Here is a 19,060-nt window from a genome sequence, read left to right as displayed (position 1 = left end):
CATGTTACGTATTGCAGACAAAACGTTTGAATCCCATCTTTTTACCGGTACCGGCAAATTCGCCGCCCCGGAGGTGATGGTTGAGGCGATTCGCGCCTCGGGTAGCCAACTGGTGACCCTGGCGATGAAGCGCGTCGATTTACGCCAGCACAATGACGCTATCCTCGCTCCACTGCTGGCGGCGGGGGTCAGCCTGCTGCCGAATACCTCAGGCGCCAAGACGGCGGAAGAGGCGGTGTTTGCCGCCCGCCTGGCGCGGGAAGCCCTGGGTACCCACTGGCTGAAGCTGGAGATCCACCCGGATGCCCGCTGGCTGCTGCCCGACCCGATTGAAACCCTGAAGGCGGCGGAGCTGCTGGTCCGCGAAGGGTTCGTCGTCCTGCCCTACTGCGGCGCCGATCCGGTGCTGTGTAAACGGCTGGAAGAGGTTGGCTGTGCTGCGGTGATGCCGCTGGGCGCGCCGATCGGCTCCAATCAGGGACTGGAAACTAAAGCCATGCTGGAGATTATTATCGAGCAGGCCACCGTACCGGTGGTGGTCGATGCCGGGATTGGCGTGCCGAGCCATGCGGCGCAAGCACTGGAGATGGGCGCGGATGCGGTGCTGGTCAATACCGCCATTGCCGTCGCCGACGACCCCGTGGCCATGGCCCGCGCCTTCCGTATGGCAGTCGATGCCGGATTACTGGCGCGTCAGGCCGGACCGGGGGCACGCAGTACGCAGGCGCAGGCCACCAGCCCGCTGACCGGATTCCTGGAGGCGCTGGCATGAAAACCTTCAGCGATCGCTGGCGACAGCTGGAGTGGGACGACATCCGCCTGCGCATCAACAGCAAAACCGCCGCCGACGTCGAACGGGCGCTGGCGGCCAAACCGCTCACCCGTGACGACATGATGGCCCTGCTTTCACCGGCGGCGGCCAACTATCTTGAACCCCTCGCCCAGCGCGCGCAGCGGCTCACTCGCCAGCGCTTCGGCAATACCGTCAGCTTCTACGTGCCACTGTATCTCTCCAACCTGTGCGCCAACGACTGCACCTACTGCGGCTTCTCAATGAGCAATCGCATTAAGCGCAAAACGCTGGATGCCGCCGAAATTGCCCGCGAGTGCGCCGCGATCCGCGACCTGGGCTTTGAGCATCTGCTGCTGGTCACCGGCGAGCATCAGGGCAAGGTGGGAATGGATTATTTCCGCCAGCATCTGCCGGCTATCCGCAGCCAGTTTGCCTCGCTGCATATGGAGGTGCAGCCGCTGGCGACCGAAGAGTATGCCGAGCTGAAAACGCTGGGGCTCGACGGGGTAATGGTCTATCAGGAGACCTACCATGAAAGCATGTATGCCCAGCACCATCTGAAAGGGAAAAAGCAGGATTTCTTCTGGCGGCTGGATACGCCGGATCGCTTAGGCGAGGCGGGGATCGACAAGATCGGCCTCGGCGCGTTGATTGGCCTTTCCGACAGCTGGCGGGTGGACTGCTTTATGGTCGCCGAGCATCTGCTGTGGCTGCAGCAGCGCTACTGGCGCAGCCGCTACTCAGTCTCCTTCCCGCGCCTGCGTCCCTGCGCCGGTGGCATTGAACCGGCCTCGCTGATGGATGAGCGCCAGCTGGTGCAGACCATTTGCGCCTTCCGCCTGCTGGCGCCGGAGGTTGAACTGTCGCTTTCAACCCGTGAATCACCCTGGTTCCGCGACCGGGTGATCCCGCTGGCAATTAACAACGTCAGCGCCTTCTCTAAAACGCAGCCCGGCGGCTACGCCGACGATCATCCGGAGCTCGAGCAATTTGCCCCACATGACGATCGCCGCCCTGAAGAGGTCGCCAGCGCGCTAGCCGCCCGTGGCCTGCAGCCGGTATGGAAAGACTGGGACAGCTGGCTGGGACGCGCCTCGCAATCATCATGAAGTATGCTGCAAGCCGCTGATTATTTTGCGTGCCTGCACGAGAGATGAAAAACGGGGAGTCGCCCGATTGCCGCCGTTTTTCTATTCTGCCCGGGTCAGCAGCGGACGCTGACCAGGGCGAACGTTTTCTTCCTCATTTTCGCCCTGCCTCTCCGCGCTGCGCGAGGGCCAGTTCATTATCGACGAATATAAATCACGATAGATGAAGGCCTCAGAGTTATAATTGAGCAATAGTTAACTGATTCGATCGGCAGGCTCGCTGACACAAGCTGCGTTCGGACCCTTGGTTTATACATCCGGGACGATTAACGATTCATGGCGCTACACAACAGAAAGCTCTCTTTTACGACACCAATCGTCGTGGGGTTTGCCGGCATTTTGCTCAGTTTTATGCTGATTGCTACTTTCGTCACCCTGGCACAGCGGAAAGATTTTCTCGAAGATTATCACGATATTAACCGCAACTTTACCCACAACCTGGCCATCAACTACACGGAAACGCTGCTGCGGGAAAATGATTTTATCCTCGGACGGGCGGCCACCTTCTTCGCCCGTAATGACGCACTCAATCACGCGGTGAATGTTGATCCGGAGAAAGGGTTAACCACGCTAATGCAGTTACAGAACATGATGCCAAGCGTCTCATCCATCTCGCTGGCGGATACCTCGGGCCACTATCTGCGTGCTCCGGAGATGCTGCAAAATGAAGACAGTAAAGCCTTCGATCCGAAAACGCGCCCCTGGTTTATCAAACAGGCGGAAGCCAGCACCTTCAGCCACTACACCAGCCCGTATATGGATTATTTCACCCATCATCCGACGATTACCATTTTCAAACCCATCATTACTCCGGAGGGTAGACTCAAAGGCAGCCTGGCTTTTCATCTTGATCTCACCTCCATGGGGTTCGCACTACGGCAGATGGTCGCCCCCGTGCAGGGAGAATTTTTTGTAGTGCAGCGGGATGGCAATGTTGTCCTGCACTCCGACCCGGGCGCGCTGTTTAAACCCTTCGTCAGCGGCGAACTGATGGATAAAATGACCAGCGGAGAGGGACAGCTTTACGATACCAGGAGCGATACCTGGTATTACTACTACTCCTTTACCAATCCCGACTGGTTCGTGATTTACCGTGTCGATAACGCCACCCTTATCAATCTGACGCGCCATGAGACGAACTTAGTGATCGGCGGTTTCGCACTCGCGGCGATCATCATCATTTTGTTCGGCCTTTATCTGCGTCATGCCTCCCGTACCGTACTGATGAATATCATCAATGCGATTAAAACGGGTGACGTCAAACGTGCTCCGCGCCTTGAGGCAATGCTGAGTAAAGCAATTGAAACCAACAAGCAACGCGAACTGACCTACGTCCGCCAGGCCACCATCGACGCCCTCACTGGTTGTAAAAACCGCCGCGCCTTCGACAGCGATATCGCCGCGCTGATGAACGATCACCAACCTTTCGCCCTCGCTCTGGTCGATATCGATAACTTCAAATCGATCAACGACACCTGGGGACACCTCAACGGCGATATCGTCCTGCGCAACGTCGCCCGCGAGGGGCTGCAGGTCCTCCAGCCGCTGGAGATTTCCCTTTATCGCTACGGCGGTGAAGAGTTCGCCGTGGTCTTTCCTGCCGAACATATCGATAACGCCCGAACGCTGCTGGAAACATGGCGGGTCAACGTCGAGCGGCGCACCTGGCGCGAAGATGGCTTGACGGTCACCTTTAGCGCCGGACTGGGGGAATGGAACATGGAGCCGCTGGATAAGCTGGTGGTGAGCGTCGATGAGGCGCTTTACAAAGCCAAGCAACAAGGTAAAAACCGCATCCTGCGCGCGTAAGACAACAGGACACGGCCGCCCACTTCGGTGGGCTTTTTTATTTTTACCGGCAAAAATGAAACCGGTTTCAATTTTTGTGTGATGACTTACACACAATCATGGTAAAGCGGTTGTCGCATCGCCAGGGCCGCGATAAAGATAAGACATCACGGAACACAAGAGCCACTGACTATGAAGAATATCGTTTTGTGCTGTGCCGCCGGTATGTCCACCAGCATGCTGGTTCAGCGTATGCAAGATGCCGCGCAGAAAAAAGGTGTTGAGGTTTCTATCAAGGCCGTCCCGGTCGCCGAGTTTAAAGATAACCTGGCCGCCGCCGACATTATTTTGCTCGGCCCGCAGGTGAAATATGAGCAGGCTAAACTGCAGGCGCTGGCCGATCCCTTCGGCAAGAAAGTCGCGGTGATCGATATGATGGACTACGGCATGATGAAAGGTGATGCCGTTCTGGATAAAGCCCTTAAGATGCTGGAGTAATCGATGGAAGATTTAGAAACGATCATCATGGAGCTGTTGGTCAATGCCGGTTCCGCACGTAGCGCGGCGCTCACTGCTCTCCAGTTAGCACGGAAAGGTGACTTTGCGGCAGCCGAGCAGGCCATGGCCGAATCCCATGAGTTCGTCAAACATGCGCATAAAATCCAGACCCAGCTCATCGGCCTGGATGAAGGTACCGGTAAGCTGCCGGTCAACCTGATCACCGTTCACTCTCAGGACCACCTGATGAACGCCATGGTCATTCAGGATCTGGCGACCGATATGATTGAACTCTATCGTCGTCTGCCGCTCGCGCAGTAACCTCGCGGATTTAACGGGCGCCGCTGCCGGCGCCCGTCCCCTCTCAAAGAAAACCGTACATTGCGGCAAATACCCAGCCAAACACGCAGGAGACACCGACACCGATGAGCCCGGGCAGGATAAAGCTGTGGTTAATGACAAAGCGGCCGATATGCGTCGTGCCTGAACGGTCGAACTGGATAGCCGCCAGATCGCTTGGGTAGGTCGGCAGAATATAGTAGCCATAGCAGGCCGGCGCAGAAGCCACGATATAGGCCGGGTCGACGCCGATGGCCAGGGCTACCGGCACAATCGCCGCCAGCGCTGCCGCCTGGGAGTTAACAAACTTAGATACCAGTAACAGCACGATGGCGTAGGCCCACGGGTACTCCTTCACCATCTCCCCGAGCACACCTTTAATCTCGGTCATATGCGCGCCGAACATAGTTTCCGCCATCCACGCGATACCGTATACCGCGACGATAGCGATCATTCCCGAACGGAAAACCTCATTTTTAGAAATCGACGCCGGGTTAGTTTTGGTAATGATGATAATAAGCGCCCCGGAGAGCAGCATGAACATCTGGATCACCAGCACCATCGACAGCGGCTTACCGTCGAAGGCCGGGCGTAGTTCGGAAAACGCGCCGAGCAGGGCCACCACGGCGATGGAAGCAAGGAAGATCCACATCGCAATCCAGTTGCTGGTCGGCAGCTTTTTATCCAGCAGCGTCGCTGTATCGCCATAGACGTAATGGCGATTTTCCGGTACCGCAATAAACGCCTGGAAGGCTTCGTCTTTATCCAGATCTTTGCCACGGAACCAACTGAAGATACCGATCGCCAGGATCCCCAACAGTGTGGACGGAATGGTTATCGCCAGCAGGTCGAGAAATTCCAGGTGTTTACCGTTAAAGGTAAAATTCCCCAGCATCGCCACCAGCGAAACCACTGCTACCGAGACCGGGCTGGCGATGATCCCCATCTGGGCGCCTATGGAGCTGGCCGCCATCGGACGCTCCGGACGAATGTTATTCTTAATGGCGACATCGTAGATAATCGGCAGGATCGTGTACACCACGTGTCCGGTACCACAGAGAATGGTCAGCGTGCAGGTGACGAAAGGCGCGACGATCGAGACATATTTCGGGTTGCGCCGCAGCAGCTTCTCGGCAATCTGTAACATGACATCCAGCCCGCCCGACGCCTGTAGCGTCGCCGAAGCGGCCACAACGGCAATGATGACTAACATCACATCAACCGGCGGTTTACCCGGCTGGAGATGGAACACAAAAACGAGGATAACCAAACCGATGCCGCCCAACAGGCCCAGCGCAATACCGCCTTTTCTGGCACCATAAAACAGACAAATTAAGATAATAATGAGTTGTATCGCAAATTCCATGCAGCCCCCAGAGCCTGTCCACTCAGACCAAAAGAAATGACCAACACCTGCCTGCCGGTATTATTTCTGCGTCTTATCGGGAGAAGCATGAGATGCGGCGATCCCTCTCCAGAGCAGTAGCTCCGAAGATAAAGCAGCAGAAGTAATCCCATGATTCATTAGGTATTTTGAATATATCGCCTTTGGATTGATTATTTTTTGATATGAGTAGAACTTTTACCCATATATAAATAAAGGTTTTTTCCAGTGAACGGGGGATGGATATTTTATATGAATTAATTGCTAAAAATATGCGGCGTTAATATGTCGTAAATGTAATTAAAGAAGAGGGCGAGGCGGCGGACAAACAATAAAAAAGCCGGTCAGGAAACCTGACCGGCTTTTTAGCAGTGCATCAACGATTAATCGTTGTCAGAACCGCCCAGGCCTGCGTTCAGCAGTTCTGCCAGGTTGGCAGACGCTTCTTCTACGCTCACCTGCGGTGCAGCTGGCTGTTCGCCCGCTGCGCGACGGCGCATACGATCCTGGTGGTACGCATAACCGGTACCCGCCGGGATCAGACGACCCACGATGACGTTCTCTTTCAGACCGCGCAGTTCGTCGCGTTTGCCCGCAACAGCTGCTTCGGTCAGCACGCGAGTGGTCTCCTGGAACGATGCCGCGGAGATGAAGGACTCGGTTGCCAGAGACGCTTTGGTGATACCCAGCAGGTCGCGGGAATAGGTTGCCGCAACTTTGCCATTCGCTTCAAGCTCGCGGTTAGCGATCTTAACGCGGGAGTATTCAACCTGCTCGCCTTCGAGGAAGTCGGAGCTACCAGCACTTTCGATGGTCGCTTTACGCAGCATCTGACGAACGATAACCTCAATGTGCTTATCGTTAATCTTAACGCCTTGCAGACGGTAAACATCCTGAACTTCGTTGGTGATGTAACGCGTTACCGCGTGCACGCCACGAAGACGCAGAATGTCGTGCGGTGCTTCCGGACCGTCGGAAACCACGTCACCACGTTCTACACGTTCACCTTCGAACACGTTCAGCTGACGCCATTTCGGAATCATCTCTTCGTACGGTTCGCTACCGTCTACCGGGGTGATAACCAGACGACGTTTCCCTTTGGTTTCTTTACCGAAGGAAATGATGCCGCTGATTTCAGCCAGGATTGCCGGCTCTTTCGGACGACGTGCTTCGAACAGATCCGCAACGCGCGGCAGACCACCGGTGATGTCCTTGGTACCGCCAGATTCCTGCGGAACACGCGCCAGGGTGTCACCAGAGCTAATCTGTACGCCATCTTCCAGCTGAACAATCGCTTTACCCGGCAGGAAGTACTGAGCAGGCATATCGGTGCCTGGGATCAGAACGTCGTTGCCCTGAGCATCAACAATTTTCAGCGCCGGACGCAGATCTTTACCACCTGCGGTACGTTCTGCAGAATCCAGAACCACCAGCGAAGACAGACCGGTCAGCTCGTCGGTCTGACGAGTAATGGTCTGGCCGTCGATCATGTCAGTGAAGCGGACGAAACCACTCACTTCGGTGATAACCGGCATGGTATGCGGATCCCAGTTTGCAACAGTTTCACCGCCGGCAACCTGTTCGCCATCGCCTTTCGCCATAACGGAGCCGTAAGGCACTTTATAGCTTTCTTTCGTACGGCCGAATTCGTCGATCAGTTTCAGCTCGGTGTTACGAGAGGTGATAACCAGTTTACCGCTGGAGTTCACAACCGACTTCGCATTGCTCAGACGGATGCTACCTTTGTTTTTCACCTGGATGCTGGATTCAGCAGCCGCACGAGATGCCGCACCACCGATGTGGAACGTACGCATCGTCAGCTGTGTACCCGGCTCACCGATGGACTGTGCCGCGATAACGCCGATAGCCTCACCTTTGTTGATGATGTGGCCACGCGCCAGGTCACGACCGTAGCAGTGCGCACATACACCAAAGTCGGTGTCACAGGATACAACGGAACGAACTTTGACAGAGTCAACGGAGTTCTCTTCCAGCAGGTCACACCAGTGCTCATGCAGCAGCGTGTTGCGTGGAACCAGAATGTCCGCGGTGCCCGGCTTCAGAACGTCTTCAGCAGTCACACGACCCAGTACGCGATCACGCAGCGGCTCTTTAACGTCGCCACCTTCGATAACCGGCGTCATGGTGATGCCTTCCAGGGTACCGCAGTCGTCTTCAGTGACGACCAGGTCCTGGGCAACGTCAACCAGACGACGAGTCAGGTAACCGGAGTTCGCTGTCTTCAGTGCGGTATCCGCCAGACCTTTACGCGCACCGTGGGTGGAGATGAAGTACTGGAGTACGTTCAGACCTTCACGGAAGTTCGCGGTGATCGGCGTTTCGATGATGGAGCCATCCGGCTTCGCCATCAGACCACGCATACCAGCCAGCTGACGAATCTGTGCTGCAGAACCACGCGCACCGGAGTCGGCCATCATGTAGATGCTGTTGAAGGAAACCTGCTGCTCTTCCTGACCGTCACGGTTAATCACGGTTTCGGTTTGCAGGTTATCCATCATCGCTTTGGATACACGATCGTTCGCCGCAGCCCAGATATCGATAACTTTGTTGTAGCGTTCGCCCGCGGTGACCAGACCAGACTGGAACTGTTCCTGAATCTCAGCAACTTCCGCTTCCGCTTCGCTGATGATTTCGTATTTTTTCTCCGGGATGACCATGTCATCGATACCAACGGATGCACCTGAACGCGCTGCATAAGCAAAGCCGGTGTACATCGTCTGGTCCGCAAAAATAACGGTCGGTTTCAGGCCCAGAATACGGTAACAGGTGTTCAGCATCTTGGAGATTGCTTTCTTACCGAGCGCCTGGTTCACGATAGAGAACGGCAGACCTTTCGGTACGATCATCCACAGAATGGCACGGCCAACGGTCGTGTCTTTCAGGCTGGTCTTCGCGACGAATTCACCATTGTCGTCTTTTTCGTATTCGGTGATACGCACTTTAACGCGCGCATGCAGAGAGGCCAGACCGGCGCGATAAATACGCTCCGCTTCTTTCGGGCCAGTCAGCACCATGCCTTCGCCTTTGGCGTTAACACAGTCGCGGGTCATGTAGTACAGACCCAGTACAACGTCCTGAGACGGAACGATGATTGGTTCGCCGTTCGCCGGGGACAGGATGTTGTTGGTAGACATCATCAGCGCACGCGCTTCCAGCTGGGCTTCCAGCGTCAGCGGTACGTGAACAGCCATCTGGTCACCATCGAAGTCGGCGTTATATGCCGCACAAACCAGCGGGTGCAGCTGAATTGCTTTACCTTCGATCAGAACCGGTTCGAATGCCTGGATACCTAAACGGTGCAGGGTTGGTGCACGGTTCAGCAGTACCGGGTGTTCGCGGATAACTTCGTCCAGGATATCCCAAACGACGGCTTCTTCGCGCTCAACCATTTTCTTAGCGGCTTTGATGGTGGTGGCCAGGCCACGCAGTTCCAGCTTGCCATAGATGAACGGTTTGAACAGCTCCAGCGCCATTTTCTTCGGCAGACCGCACTGATGCAGACGCAGGTATGGACCTACGGTGATAACAGAACGACCGGAGTAGTCAACACGCTTACCGAGCAGGTTCTGACGGAAACGACCCTGTTTACCTTTGATCATATCGGCCAAAGATTTCAGAGGACGTTTGTTAGAACCGGTGATCGCACGACCGCGACGACCGTTATCCAGCAGGGCGTCAACCGCTTCCTGCAGCATACGTTTTTCGTTGCGTACGATGATGTCCGGCGCAGCCAGATCCAGCAGACGTTTCAGACGGTTGTTACGGTTAATGACGCGACGATACAGATCGTTCAGGTCAGAAGTCGCAAAACGGCCGCCATCCAGCGGAACCAGCGGACGCAGATCTGGCGGCAGAACCGGCAGAACGGTCAGGATCATCCATTCCGGCTTGTTGCCAGACTGAACGAACGCTTCCAGCAGCTTAATGCGCTTGGTCAGCTTTTTACGCTTGGTTTCGGAGTTGGTTTCGTTCAGCTCTTCACGCAGCTGTTCGCATTCCTGCTCCAGATCCATATTGCGCAGCAGCGCCTGGATCGCTTCCGCACCCATTTTCGCGTCGAATTCGTCACCGAACTCTTCCAGCGCATCCAGGTACTGCTCTTCAGTCAGAATCTGGTTGCGTTCGAGGTTGGTCATGCCACCTTCGATAACCACATAGGATTCAAAGTACAGTACACGTTCGATATCGCGCAGCGGCATATCCAGCAGCAGGCCGATACGGGACGGCAGCGATTTCAGGAACCAGATGTGTGCCGTCGGACATGCCAGCTCGATGTGGCCCATGCGCTCACGACGCACTTTAGTCTGGGTCACTTCAACGCCGCACTTCTCACAGATCACACCGCGGTGTTTCAGGCGCTTGTACTTACCGCACAGGCACTCATAGTCTTTTACTGGCCCGAAAATACGAGCACAGAACAGACCGTCACGCTCAGGCTTGAACGTACGGTAGTTAATGGTTTCCGGCTTTTTAACTTCACCGAAAGACCATGAACGGATCATGTCTGGCGATGCCAGAGCAATTTTGATCGCATCAAACTCTTCGGTTTTAGTTTGCGCTTTCAGAAACTTTAATAAGTCTTTCACGGATTTGCTCCCGTCGGAGTTAGCACAATCTGGCGCCGGGTTTTACCCCGGCACCAGTGACCTGTTTGAGCGAGAGTTACTCGTCTTCCAGTTCGATGTTGATGCCCAGCGAGCGGATCTCTTTCAACAGTACGTTGAAGGATTCCGGCATGCCCGGTTCCATCTGGTGGTTGCCGTCCACGATGTTTTTATACATCTTGGTACGACCATTCACGTCATCAGACTTAACGGTGAGCATTTCCTGCAGGGTGTAGGCCGCGCCATAAGCTTCCAGCGCCCACACTTCCATCTCACCGAAGCGCTGACCACCGAACTGCGCCTTACCACCCAGCGGCTGCTGAGTAACCAGGCTGTAGGAACCGGTGGAACGAGCGTGCATTTTGTCGTCGACCAGGTGGTTCAGTTTCAGCATGTACATGTAACCCACGGTTACCGGACGTTCGAACTGTTCACCGGTGCGGCCGTCAAACAGGGTGATCTGACCGGAAGTCGGCAGGTCGCCCAGCTGCAGCAGCTCTTTGATTTCAGCTTCTTTCGCACCGTCGAATACCGGCGTTGCGATCGGCATGCCTTTACGCAGGTTTTCAGCCAGACGCAGAACTTCTTCATCGCTGAAGGTATTCAGGTCAACTTTCTGGCGAACGTCAGCGCCCAGATCGTAAGCACGCTGGATGAATTCGCGCAGTTTCGCGACTTCTTGCTGCTGTTTCAGCATGGCGTTGATCTTGTCGCCGATGCCTTTCGCAGCCATACCCAGGTGAGTTTCCAGGATCTGACCGATGTTCATACGAGACGGTACGCCCAGCGGGTTCAGTACGATATCTACCGGCGTACCGTTAGCATCGTGCGGCATATCTTCGATCGGGTTGATCTTAGAGATAACACCCTTGTTACCGTGACGACCTGCCATCTTATCACCAGGCTGGATACGGCGTTTAACGGCCAGGTATACCTTAACAATCTTCAGCACGCCCGGTGCGAGATCATCGCCTTGAGTGATTTTACGGCGTTTCGCTTCGAGTTTTTTCTCGAACTCGTGTTTCAGTTCGTCATACTGCTCAGCCAGTTGCTCCAGCTGATTTTGTTTCTCTTCGTCGGTCAGGCCCAGTTCCAGCCAGCGATCGCGCGGCAGTTTGTCGAGCTTCTCAGCTTCAACGCCACCGGAGACCAGCACCGCGTAGATACGACTGAACAGACCGGCTTCGAGGATCTGCAGTTCTTCAGACAGGTCTTTCTTCGCCTGCTTCAGCTGCATCTCTTCGATTTCCAGCGCACGTTTGTCTTTTTCTACGCCGTCACGGGTAAAGACCTGAACGTCGATAACGGTACCAGAGACACCGTTCGGCACGCGCAGAGAAGAGTCTTTAACGTCAGACGCTTTCTCACCGAAGATTGCACGCAGCAGTTTCTCTTCCGGCGTCAGCTGGGTTTCACCTTTCGGCGTTACCTTACCAACCAGAATGTCGCCGCCGGTCACTTCAGCACCGATATAAACGATACCGGACTCATCCAGTTTAGAGAGCGCAGCTTCACCCACGTTCGGGATGTCAGCGGTGATCTCTTCCGGCCCCAGCTTAGTGTCACGGGACACGCACGCCAGTTCCTGAATGTGGATGGTGGTGAAACGGTCTTCCTGGACAACACGCTCGGATACGAGGATGGAGTCTTCGAAGTTGTAGCCGTTCCACGGCATGAACGCTACGCGCATGTTCTGACCCAGCGCCAGTTCACCGAGGTCGGTGGACGGGCCGTCGGCCAGCACGTCGCCGCGCTCAATGGGTTCGCCCAGGGACACGCAAGGCATCTGGTTGATGCAGGTGTTCTGGTTAGAACGGGTGTACTTGGTCAGGTTGTAGATGTCGATACCTGCTTCGCCCGGGTACATCTCGTCTTCGTTAACTTTGATAACGATACGGGAAGCATCCACGTACTGAACGGTACCGCCGCGTTTAGCGACCGCAGTAACACCGGAGTCAACGGCAACAGCACGTTCCATACCGGTACCAACCAGCGGCTTATCAGCGCGCAGAGTCGGAACCGCCTGACGTTGCATGTTCGCACCCATCAATGCACGGTTGGCGTCATCGTGTTCCAGGAACGGGATCAGGGACGCACCGACGGATACCACCTGCTGGGTGGATACGTCCATGTAGTCAACCTGGTCGCGGCTGAACAAGCTGGATTCGCCTTTGCTACGGCAGGTAACCAGATCTTCAACAAAGTGGCCTTCGTCATCCAGGTTGGAGTTCGCCTGAGCGATGACGTAGTTACCTTCTTCGATGGCAGACAGGTAATGAATTTCGTCGGTAACCACACCGTCAGTCACTTTACGATACGGCGTCTCAAGGAAGCCATATTCGTTAGTCTGTGCGTACACGGACAGGGAGTTGATCAGACCGATGTTCGGACCTTCAGGCGTTTCGATTGGACATACGCGACCGTAGTGAGTCGGGTGTACGTCTCGAACTTCGAAGCCTGCGCGTTCACGGGTCAGACCGCCTGGGCCGAGTGCGGAGATACGACGTTTGTGCGTAATCTCAGACAGCGGGTTGTTCTGGTCCATAAACTGTGACAGCTGGCTGGAACCAAAGAACTCTTTCACTGCTGCGGAAATCGGTTTGGCGTTGATCATATCCTGAGGCATCAGGGTATCCAGATCGCCCAGAGACAGACGCTCTTTAACCGCACGCTCTACACGCACCAGGCCAACGCGGAACTGGTTTTCCGCCATTTCGCCAACGGAACGGATACGACGGTTGCCGAGGTGGTCGATATCATCGACTTCGCCTTTACCGTTACGGATATCGATGAGCTTCTTCATCACTTCGATGATGTCGTCTTTGCTCAGGATACCGGAACCTTCGATTTCGTCACGCAGCAGAGAACGGTTGAACTTCATACGACCAACCGCGGACAGATCGTAGCGGTCTTCGGAGAAGAACAGGTTCTCGAACAGGCTTTCAGCCGCTTCACGAGTCGGCGGCTCACCCGGGCGCATCATGCGGTAGATTTCTACCAGCGCGCTCAGACGATCGTTGGTCGGGTCGACGCGTACCGTTTCAGAAATGTACGGGCCGTGGTCCAGATCGTTGGTGAACAGCGTTTCGATACGCTTGTGGCCGGACTGGCTCAGCTTAGCCAGCAGATCCAGGCTCAGTTCCATGTTCGCCGGGCAGATCAGCTCGCCAGTCGCTTCGTCGATGTAGTCTTTAGAAGCGACTTTGCCCGCAATGTACTCAACCGGAACTTCGATATGTTTGATATCGTCTTTTTCCAGCTGGCGAATGTGGCGCGCAGTAATACGGCGGCCTTTCTCAACGTACACTTTACCGTTGGCTTCGATATCGAAGGAGGCGGTTTCACCGCGCAGACGCTCCGGTATTAGCTCCATCTGCAGCTTGTTGTCGCGAATTTCAAAGACCACTTTCTCGAAGAACAGGTCAAGGATCTGCTCAGTGGTGTAATTCAGCGCGCGCAGAATGATAGTTGCCGGCAGTTTACGACGACGGTCGATACGAACAAACAGGTTGTCTTTCGGGTCGAATTCGAAGTCCAGCCAGGAACCGCGGTAAGGGATAATACGTGCGTTATACAGGACCTTACCGGATGAGTGGGTCTTACCTTTGTCACTGTCAAAGAAGACGCCCGGGCTACGGTGCAGCTGAGAAACGATAACACGCTCGGTACCGTTGATAACGAAGGTACCGTTGTCGGTCATGAGCGGAATTTCGCCCATGTAGACTTCTTGTTCTTTAATGTCTTTAACGGTGCCTTCCGGCGCTTCGCGCTCGTAGATCACCAGACGCAGTTTTACGCGCAGCGGTGCAGAATAAGTCACGCCACGGATCTGACATTCTTTAACATCAAAAACAGGTTCGCCCAGACGGTAGCTGACGTATTGCAGCTCTGAATTACCGCTGTAGCTCTGAATCGGGAATACGGAACGGAAGGCTGCTTCCAGACCATACTGCCCTTCAGGATCTTGCTCGATAAACTTCTGGAACGAATCAAGCTGGATAGAAAGGAGATAAGGTATGTCCAGAACTTGTGGACGTTTACCAAAATCCTTACGAATACGTTTTTTCTCGGTATAGGAGTAAACCATAGGGTTCCTCAGCTCGCTGACAAGTCGACCCGTCTGCCTAAGTAAGGCAGTTTTTTATGCAACACTATTTTGTTGACCGGAAAATGGAACACTTTCCGCAATACCTGTTGCTATCACGCTTAAACCATTTCGTTGCGATTTACACAGCCCAGGAACCCTAACCTGTCGCAGTATATTAAGTCGTCGATAGAAACAAGCATTGTCAGGCAAACCAGCAGTCAAACAGTGTGAAATGCTACTGGCGCCTTACAGCGCAAAAAGGCTGGTGACTAAAAAGTCACCAGCCTCAGCCTGATTTCTCAGGCTGCAACCGGAAGGGTTGGCTTATTTAACTTCAACTTCAGCGCCAGCTTCTTCCAGAGATTTTTTCAGAGCTTCAGCGTCGTCTTTGCTGATGCCTTCTTTCAGTGCAGCCGGAGCAGATTCTACCAGGTCTTTAGCTTCTTTCAGACCCAGGCCAGTTGCGCCACGTACTGCTTTGATAACAGCAACTTTGTTAGCGCCAGCAGCTTTCAGAATTACGTCGAATTCAGTTTTTTCTTCAGCAGCTTCAACCGGGCCAGCAGCTACAGCTACAGCAGCAGCAGCGGAAACACCGAATTTTTCTTCCATTGCAGAGATCAGCTCAACAACGTCCATTACGGACATAGCGGATACTGCTTCAATGATTTGATCTTTAGTGATAGACATTTAAATTGTTCCTGAATATCAGAATAAGTTTATACGTAAGCGAATGCTTTATAAAGACAACCGCAATTAAGCAGCTTCTTTCGCATCGCGTACAGCAGCCAGAGTACGAACCAGTTTGCCAGCCGAAGCTTCTTTCATGGTTGCCATCAGGCGTGCAATTGCTTCTTCGTAGGTCGGCAGAGTTGCCAGGCGGTCGATCTGCGACGCCGGGATCAGCTCACCTTCAAAGGCAGCGGCTTTGACCTCAAATTTTGCATTCGCTTTCGCGAACTCTTTGAACAGACGAGCAGCAGCGCCCGGGTGTTCCATAGAGTATGCAATCAGGGTCGGACCAACAAACGTGTCTTTCAGGCACTCGAACTGAGTACCTTCAACGACGCGGCGCAGCAGGGTGTTACGAACAACACGCATGTATACGCCAGCTTCACGACCTGCTTTACGCAGTTCAGTCATTTTATCCACAGTTACGCCACGGGAATCCGCAACTACTGCAGACAGCGCACCTTTGGCTACTTCGCTGACTTCAGCAACAATCGCTTGTTTGTCTTGAAGATTTAAAGCCATTAGCTTTGCTCCTGGATGTTTGCCAGAGCTCATGCTCTGGAACTCACTTCACTCTATTCAACGAATAGAGCGTCTTAATACGGTGAGCAGAAACAAGCCAGAATATCCAAAAATAATCTTAGCGTTCTGTCACCGTCTACGCAGGGGATTAAGTCTCTTACGAGACTCCTGCGGTCTTCGACGGAGGCCTGGATAGGCCAGGCTCCAACGAACAAATTCTTCCTATGACTTCGTCCTTCGAACCGCGGCGGCGTTAGCTGCTCTCGTTCACACCGGTCATGTAGTTAACTACACTCCCGGTTATTCACTCGATTGCTGCCTTGCTGCAATTCAAATGACTCGCATAGCGTCTGTCTTATTGACAGAATCGTGGGGGTAAGATTGTAGACAAAATCACCGCCCACGTAAAGGCATTAGTTTGCAGAAGCGTTCAGGCCAGCCTGATCTACTGCAACACCTGCACCCATGGTGGTGGAGATGCTAACTTTCTTGATGTACACGCCTTTAGCCTGAGTCGGTTTTGCTTTTTTCAGCGCAACCAGCAGAGATTCCAGGTTTTCTTTCAGTTTGTCAGCGTCAAAGTCCACTTTACCGATGGTGGTGTGGATGATGCCGTTTTTGTCGTTACGATAACGAACCTGACCTGCTTTCGCGTTCTTAACCGCTTCAGCAACGTTAGGGGTTACGGTACCCACTTTCGGGTTTGGCATCAGGCCGCGCGGACCAAGAACCTGGCCCAGCTGGCCAACAACGCGCATTGCATCCGGAGAAGCAATAACAACGTCAAAGTTCATTTCGCCTTTCTTGATCTGGTCAGCCAGATCTTCCATACCTACCAGCTCAGCGCCTGCAGCTTTTGCAGCTTCAGCGTTTGCGCCCTGGGCAAATACGGCAACGCGAACAGAACGGCCAGTACCGTGCGGCAGTACAGTTGCACCACGTACGTTCTGGTCAGATTTACGAGCATCGATGCCCAGGTTTACAGCAACGTCAACGCTTTCAACGAACTTAGCAGTAGCCAGTTCTTTCAGCAGAGCAATGGCTTCGTTGATGTCGTACTGTTTAGTTGCATCAACTTTGTCACGAATCACGGACATGCGCTTGGTCAGTTTAGCCATTTCTTAGTCCTCCACTACCAGGCCCATGGAACGTGCAGTACCTTCGATGGAGCGAGTCATCGCTTCAATGTCGGCACCAGTCATGTCGGCAGCTTTGGTCTGCGCGATTTCCTGCAGCTGAGCGCGGGAAATTTTACCAACTTTATCTTTGTTCGGCTTACCAGAGCCGGACTTGATACCAGCCGCTTTTTTCAGCAGAACTGCTGCCGGCGGGGTTTTGGTAACGAAAGTGAAAGAACGGTCAGCGTAAACGGTGATAACAACCGGGATTGGCAGACCTTTTTCCATGGATTCAGTTTTTGCGTTGAACGCTTTGCAGAATTCCATGATGTTAACGCCCTGCTGACCCAGTGCTGGACCAACCGGCGGACTCGGGTTTGCCATACCAGCTGCAACCTGCAGCTTGACGTAGGCTTGTACTTTCTTAGCCATTCTTAAATCCTCAAATTGGGTTATAGCGCTTCAGAGAAGCTCCCCGTGATAAACATCGTTTTACGGGCCAGGCCCATAAAAACAAAAGGCGCGAAATTGTATGCCAATTTCGCGCCCTATGCAACGACTAAATCGCTGCTTTTTTGATCGCCGGCTTACGCCTTCTCAACCTGACCGAAGTCCAGTTCTACCGGAGTCGCACGACCGAAGATAGAAACGGAAACTTTCAGGCGGGACTTTTCGTAGTCCACTTCTTCAACTACGCCGTTAAAGTCAGCGAACGGACCATCGTTGACACGAACCATTTCGCCCGGCTCAAACAGTGTTTTCGGACGTGGCTTATCGCCAACCTGCTGCAGACGGTTCATGATGGCATCAACTTCTTTGTCGCTGATCGGCGCCGGACGGTCGGAAGTACCGCCGATGAAGCCCATCACACGTGGTACGCTGCGCACCAGGTGCCAGCTCGCGTCATTCATGACCATCTGAACCAGAACGTAGCCTGGGAAGAATTTACGTTCGCTTTTGCGACGCTGGCCGCCACGGATTTCAACCACTTCTTCGGTTGGAACCATGACTTCGCCAAACAACTCTTCCATGTTGTGTAATTTGATATGTTCACGCAGCGAAGTAGCTACGCGACCTTCAAAACCGGAAAACGCCTGAACGACGTACCAGCGCTTTTTAGGAGCTTCAGACATCTCAGAACCTCAGGCCAGTGATAAAGGAGACCAGGCGAACCAGAATACCATCCAGTCCCCACAGGATCAGTGACATTACTGCAGTCACGGCAGCAACAATCAGCGTAGTATGCAGCGTTTCCTGGCGAGTCGGCCAAATCACTTTACGCACTTCGGTTCGCGCTTCGCGAGCAAAAGCAACGGTCGCCTTACCTTTCGTCGTCAACAGCGCGACGCCACCGGCAGCAGCAATAAGAATAACCACGGCCAGCGCACGCACCGCCAGCATAATGTCGCGATAAAGGAAGTTGCCCACGATCGCCACGATCAGCAGCACGGCAACGATAATCCACTTCATCGCTTCCAGGCCGCGCCCGCTCCCTTGAGCTTCGGTATTCGCACTCATAAACCAACCTGTCAGAAGTATTCTACAAACAATTTCACCCCGCGGGGGCGAGGCGATCCAAACCGAAATTAAGTTTCGGATTATACACTGAACGCGTTCAAACTGCTTCAACGCTGGCAGTTTTGTCGCCCCTGCCCTGCTATTGCAAAGAAGAACGCTGACTTGCCGTCGCGCTACCGCTCGAATGGTTTGGTGTATAAACGCCCTCTTCAGAGCCTGTCTCAGCAATGATTATGACAAAAAAAATCACTGATGAGCCAGGTTCTGGTATGAAAGCGTGCAAAAAGGGCATCAAATGATGCCCTTTTATTGCGCATTGCGTCAAATGTTATCAGCGATTAGCTGAGAACTTTAGCAACCACGCCCGCGCCAACGGTACGACCGCCTTCACGGATTGCGAAACGCAGACCATCGTCCATCGCGATCGGGTGGATCAGGGTAACAACCATTTTGATGTTGTCGCCCGGCATTACCATCTCTACGCCTTCCGGCAGTTCGATGGTACCAG

The 19,060-nt window shown here is 54.0% G+C and carries 14 protein-coding genes and 1 pseudogene; 5 read left to right on the top strand and 10 right to left on the bottom strand.

Translation table 11 applies throughout. The features are described from left to right. Position 1: 1 nt before the first annotated feature. The 5 genes from thiG to CWM58_RS27080 all read left to right on the top strand — a co-directional run bounded on the left by thiG (position 2) and on the right by CWM58_RS27080 (position 4,548). On the top strand, positions 2 to 772 hold the full coding sequence (thiG, locus tag CWM58_RS27100) for a thiazole synthase (protein WP_100682185.1): 771 nt from the start codon (positions 2 to 4) through the stop codon (positions 770 to 772). Further along, entirely contained in the window at positions 769 to 1,902 is a 1,134-nt protein-coding gene (gene thiH / locus CWM58_RS27095; RefSeq protein ID WP_100682184.1) for a 2-iminoacetate synthase ThiH, read from the top strand. The genes thiG and thiH overlap by 4 nt, the downstream gene beginning before the upstream one ends. 315 nt (positions 1,903 to 2,217) lie before the next feature. After that, positions 2,218 to 3,750: a sensor domain-containing diguanylate cyclase gene (locus tag CWM58_RS27090; RefSeq protein WP_165785860.1), complete on the top strand. Its 1,533-nt coding sequence runs from the start codon at positions 2,218 to 2,220 to the stop codon at positions 3,748 to 3,750. Between the two features lie 171 nt (positions 3,751 to 3,921). Further along, on the top strand, positions 3,922 to 4,227 hold the full coding sequence (locus CWM58_RS27085; protein WP_002884150.1) for a PTS sugar transporter subunit IIB: 306 nt from the start codon (positions 3,922 to 3,924) through the stop codon (positions 4,225 to 4,227). Positions 4,228 to 4,230: 3 nt separating this feature from the next. Beyond that, positions 4,231 to 4,548, top strand: a complete 318-nt coding sequence (locus tag CWM58_RS27080; protein ID WP_008808002.1) for a PTS lactose/cellobiose transporter subunit IIA — start codon at positions 4,231 to 4,233, stop codon at positions 4,546 to 4,548. Positions 4,549 to 4,591: 43 nt separating this feature from the next. On the opposite strand, the gene dcuB is transcribed toward CWM58_RS27080, so the two are convergent. From dcuB to tuf, 10 genes and pseudogenes are all read right to left on the bottom strand, one after another. Then, positions 4,592 to 5,932 carry an anaerobic C4-dicarboxylate transporter DcuB gene (gene dcuB / locus CWM58_RS27075; RefSeq protein WP_008808003.1) on the bottom strand — a complete coding sequence of 447 codons (1,341 nt, stop codon included), beginning with the start codon at positions 5,930 to 5,932 and terminating at the stop codon, positions 4,592 to 4,594. Positions 5,933 to 6,333: 401 nt separating this feature from the next. Beyond that, positions 6,334 to 10,557 (bottom strand): DNA-directed RNA polymerase subunit beta', encoded by a 4,224-nt coding sequence (rpoC, locus tag CWM58_RS27070; protein ID WP_061156159.1) that lies wholly within the window; start codon positions 10,555 to 10,557, stop codon positions 6,334 to 6,336. Between the two features lie 76 nt (positions 10,558 to 10,633). Then, positions 10,634 to 14,662 (bottom strand): DNA-directed RNA polymerase subunit beta, encoded by a 4,029-nt coding sequence (gene rpoB, locus CWM58_RS27065; protein ID WP_061156160.1) that lies wholly within the window; start codon positions 14,660 to 14,662, stop codon positions 10,634 to 10,636. A gap of 324 nt (positions 14,663 to 14,986) precedes the next feature. Next, positions 14,987 to 15,352: a 50S ribosomal protein L7/L12 gene (gene rplL / locus CWM58_RS27060; RefSeq protein ID WP_002884142.1), complete on the bottom strand. Its 366-nt coding sequence runs from the start codon at positions 15,350 to 15,352 to the stop codon at positions 14,987 to 14,989. A gap of 66 nt (positions 15,353 to 15,418) precedes the next feature. Next, entirely contained in the window at positions 15,419 to 15,916 is a 498-nt protein-coding gene (gene rplJ / locus CWM58_RS27055; protein ID WP_001207203.1) for a 50S ribosomal protein L10, read from the bottom strand. A gap of 413 nt (positions 15,917 to 16,329) precedes the next feature. After that, positions 16,330 to 17,034 carry a 50S ribosomal protein L1 gene (gene rplA, locus CWM58_RS27045; protein WP_061156161.1) on the bottom strand — a complete coding sequence of 235 codons (705 nt, stop codon included), beginning with the start codon at positions 17,032 to 17,034 and terminating at the stop codon, positions 16,330 to 16,332. Positions 17,035 to 17,037: 3 nt separating this feature from the next. Further along, a complete protein-coding gene (gene rplK, locus CWM58_RS27040; RefSeq protein ID WP_008808007.1) occupies positions 17,038 to 17,466 on the bottom strand; it encodes a 50S ribosomal protein L11 in 429 nt (142 codons plus the stop codon). A 155-nt stretch (positions 17,467 to 17,621) separates the two neighbouring features. Then, complete coding sequence (gene nusG, locus CWM58_RS27035; protein WP_007665882.1) at positions 17,622 to 18,167, bottom strand: transcription termination/antitermination protein NusG; 546 nt, start codon at positions 18,165 to 18,167, stop codon at positions 17,622 to 17,624. 1 nt (position 18,168) lies between these two features. Then, entirely contained in the window at positions 18,169 to 18,552 is a 384-nt protein-coding gene (gene secE / locus CWM58_RS27030) for a preprotein translocase subunit SecE (RefSeq protein WP_002883772.1), read from the bottom strand. A gap of 338 nt (positions 18,553 to 18,890) precedes the next feature. Next, positions 18,891 to 19,060, bottom strand: a pseudogene (gene tuf / locus CWM58_RS27020) (elongation factor Tu); the annotation flags it as partial.

Origin of the sequence: Klebsiella sp. H-Nf2, from assembly GCF_002806645.1 — a bacterium.
In the GTDB taxonomy this organism is placed as follows: domain Bacteria; phylum Pseudomonadota; class Gammaproteobacteria; order Enterobacterales; family Enterobacteriaceae; genus Klebsiella; species Klebsiella variicola.
The sequence above is the reverse complement of the archived record's forward strand: the minus strand, read 5'-3'. Positions and strand labels throughout refer to the sequence as shown.

Bases quoted from the DNA above. Each gene is read 5' to 3' on its own strand.
- thiG (WP_100682185.1), top strand. From the start codon at position 2: ATGTTACGTATTGCAGACAAAACGTTTGAATCCCATCTTTTTACCGGT.
- thiH (WP_100682184.1), top strand. From the start codon at position 769: ATGAAAACCTTCAGCGATCGCTGGCGACAGCTGGAGTGGGACGACATC.
- CWM58_RS27090 (WP_165785860.1), top strand. From the start codon at position 2,218: ATGGCGCTACACAACAGAAAGCTCTCTTTTACGACACCAATCGTCGTG.
- CWM58_RS27085 (WP_002884150.1), top strand. From the start codon at position 3,922: ATGAAGAATATCGTTTTGTGCTGTGCCGCCGGTATGTCCACCAGCATG.
- CWM58_RS27080 (WP_008808002.1), top strand. From the start codon at position 4,231: ATGGAAGATTTAGAAACGATCATCATGGAGCTGTTGGTCAATGCCGGT.
- dcuB (WP_008808003.1), bottom strand. From the start codon at position 5,932: ATGGAATTTGCGATACAACTCATTATTATCTTAATTTGTCTGTTTTAT.
- rpoB (WP_061156160.1), bottom strand. From the start codon at position 14,662: ATGGTTTACTCCTATACCGAGAAAAAACGTATTCGTAAGGATTTTGGT.
- rplL (WP_002884142.1), bottom strand. From the start codon at position 15,352: ATGTCTATCACTAAAGATCAAATCATTGAAGCAGTATCCGCTATGTCC.
- rplJ (WP_001207203.1), bottom strand. From the start codon at position 15,916: ATGGCTTTAAATCTTCAAGACAAACAAGCGATTGTTGCTGAAGTCAGC.
- rplA (WP_061156161.1), bottom strand. From the start codon at position 17,034: ATGGCTAAACTGACCAAGCGCATGTCCGTGATTCGTGACAAAGTTGAT.
- rplK (WP_008808007.1), bottom strand. From the start codon at position 17,466: ATGGCTAAGAAAGTACAAGCCTACGTCAAGCTGCAGGTTGCAGCTGGT.
- nusG (WP_007665882.1), bottom strand. From the start codon at position 18,167: ATGTCTGAAGCTCCTAAAAAGCGCTGGTACGTCGTTCAGGCGTTTTCC.
- secE (WP_002883772.1), bottom strand. From the start codon at position 18,552: ATGAGTGCGAATACCGAAGCTCAAGGGAGCGGGCGCGGCCTGGAAGCG.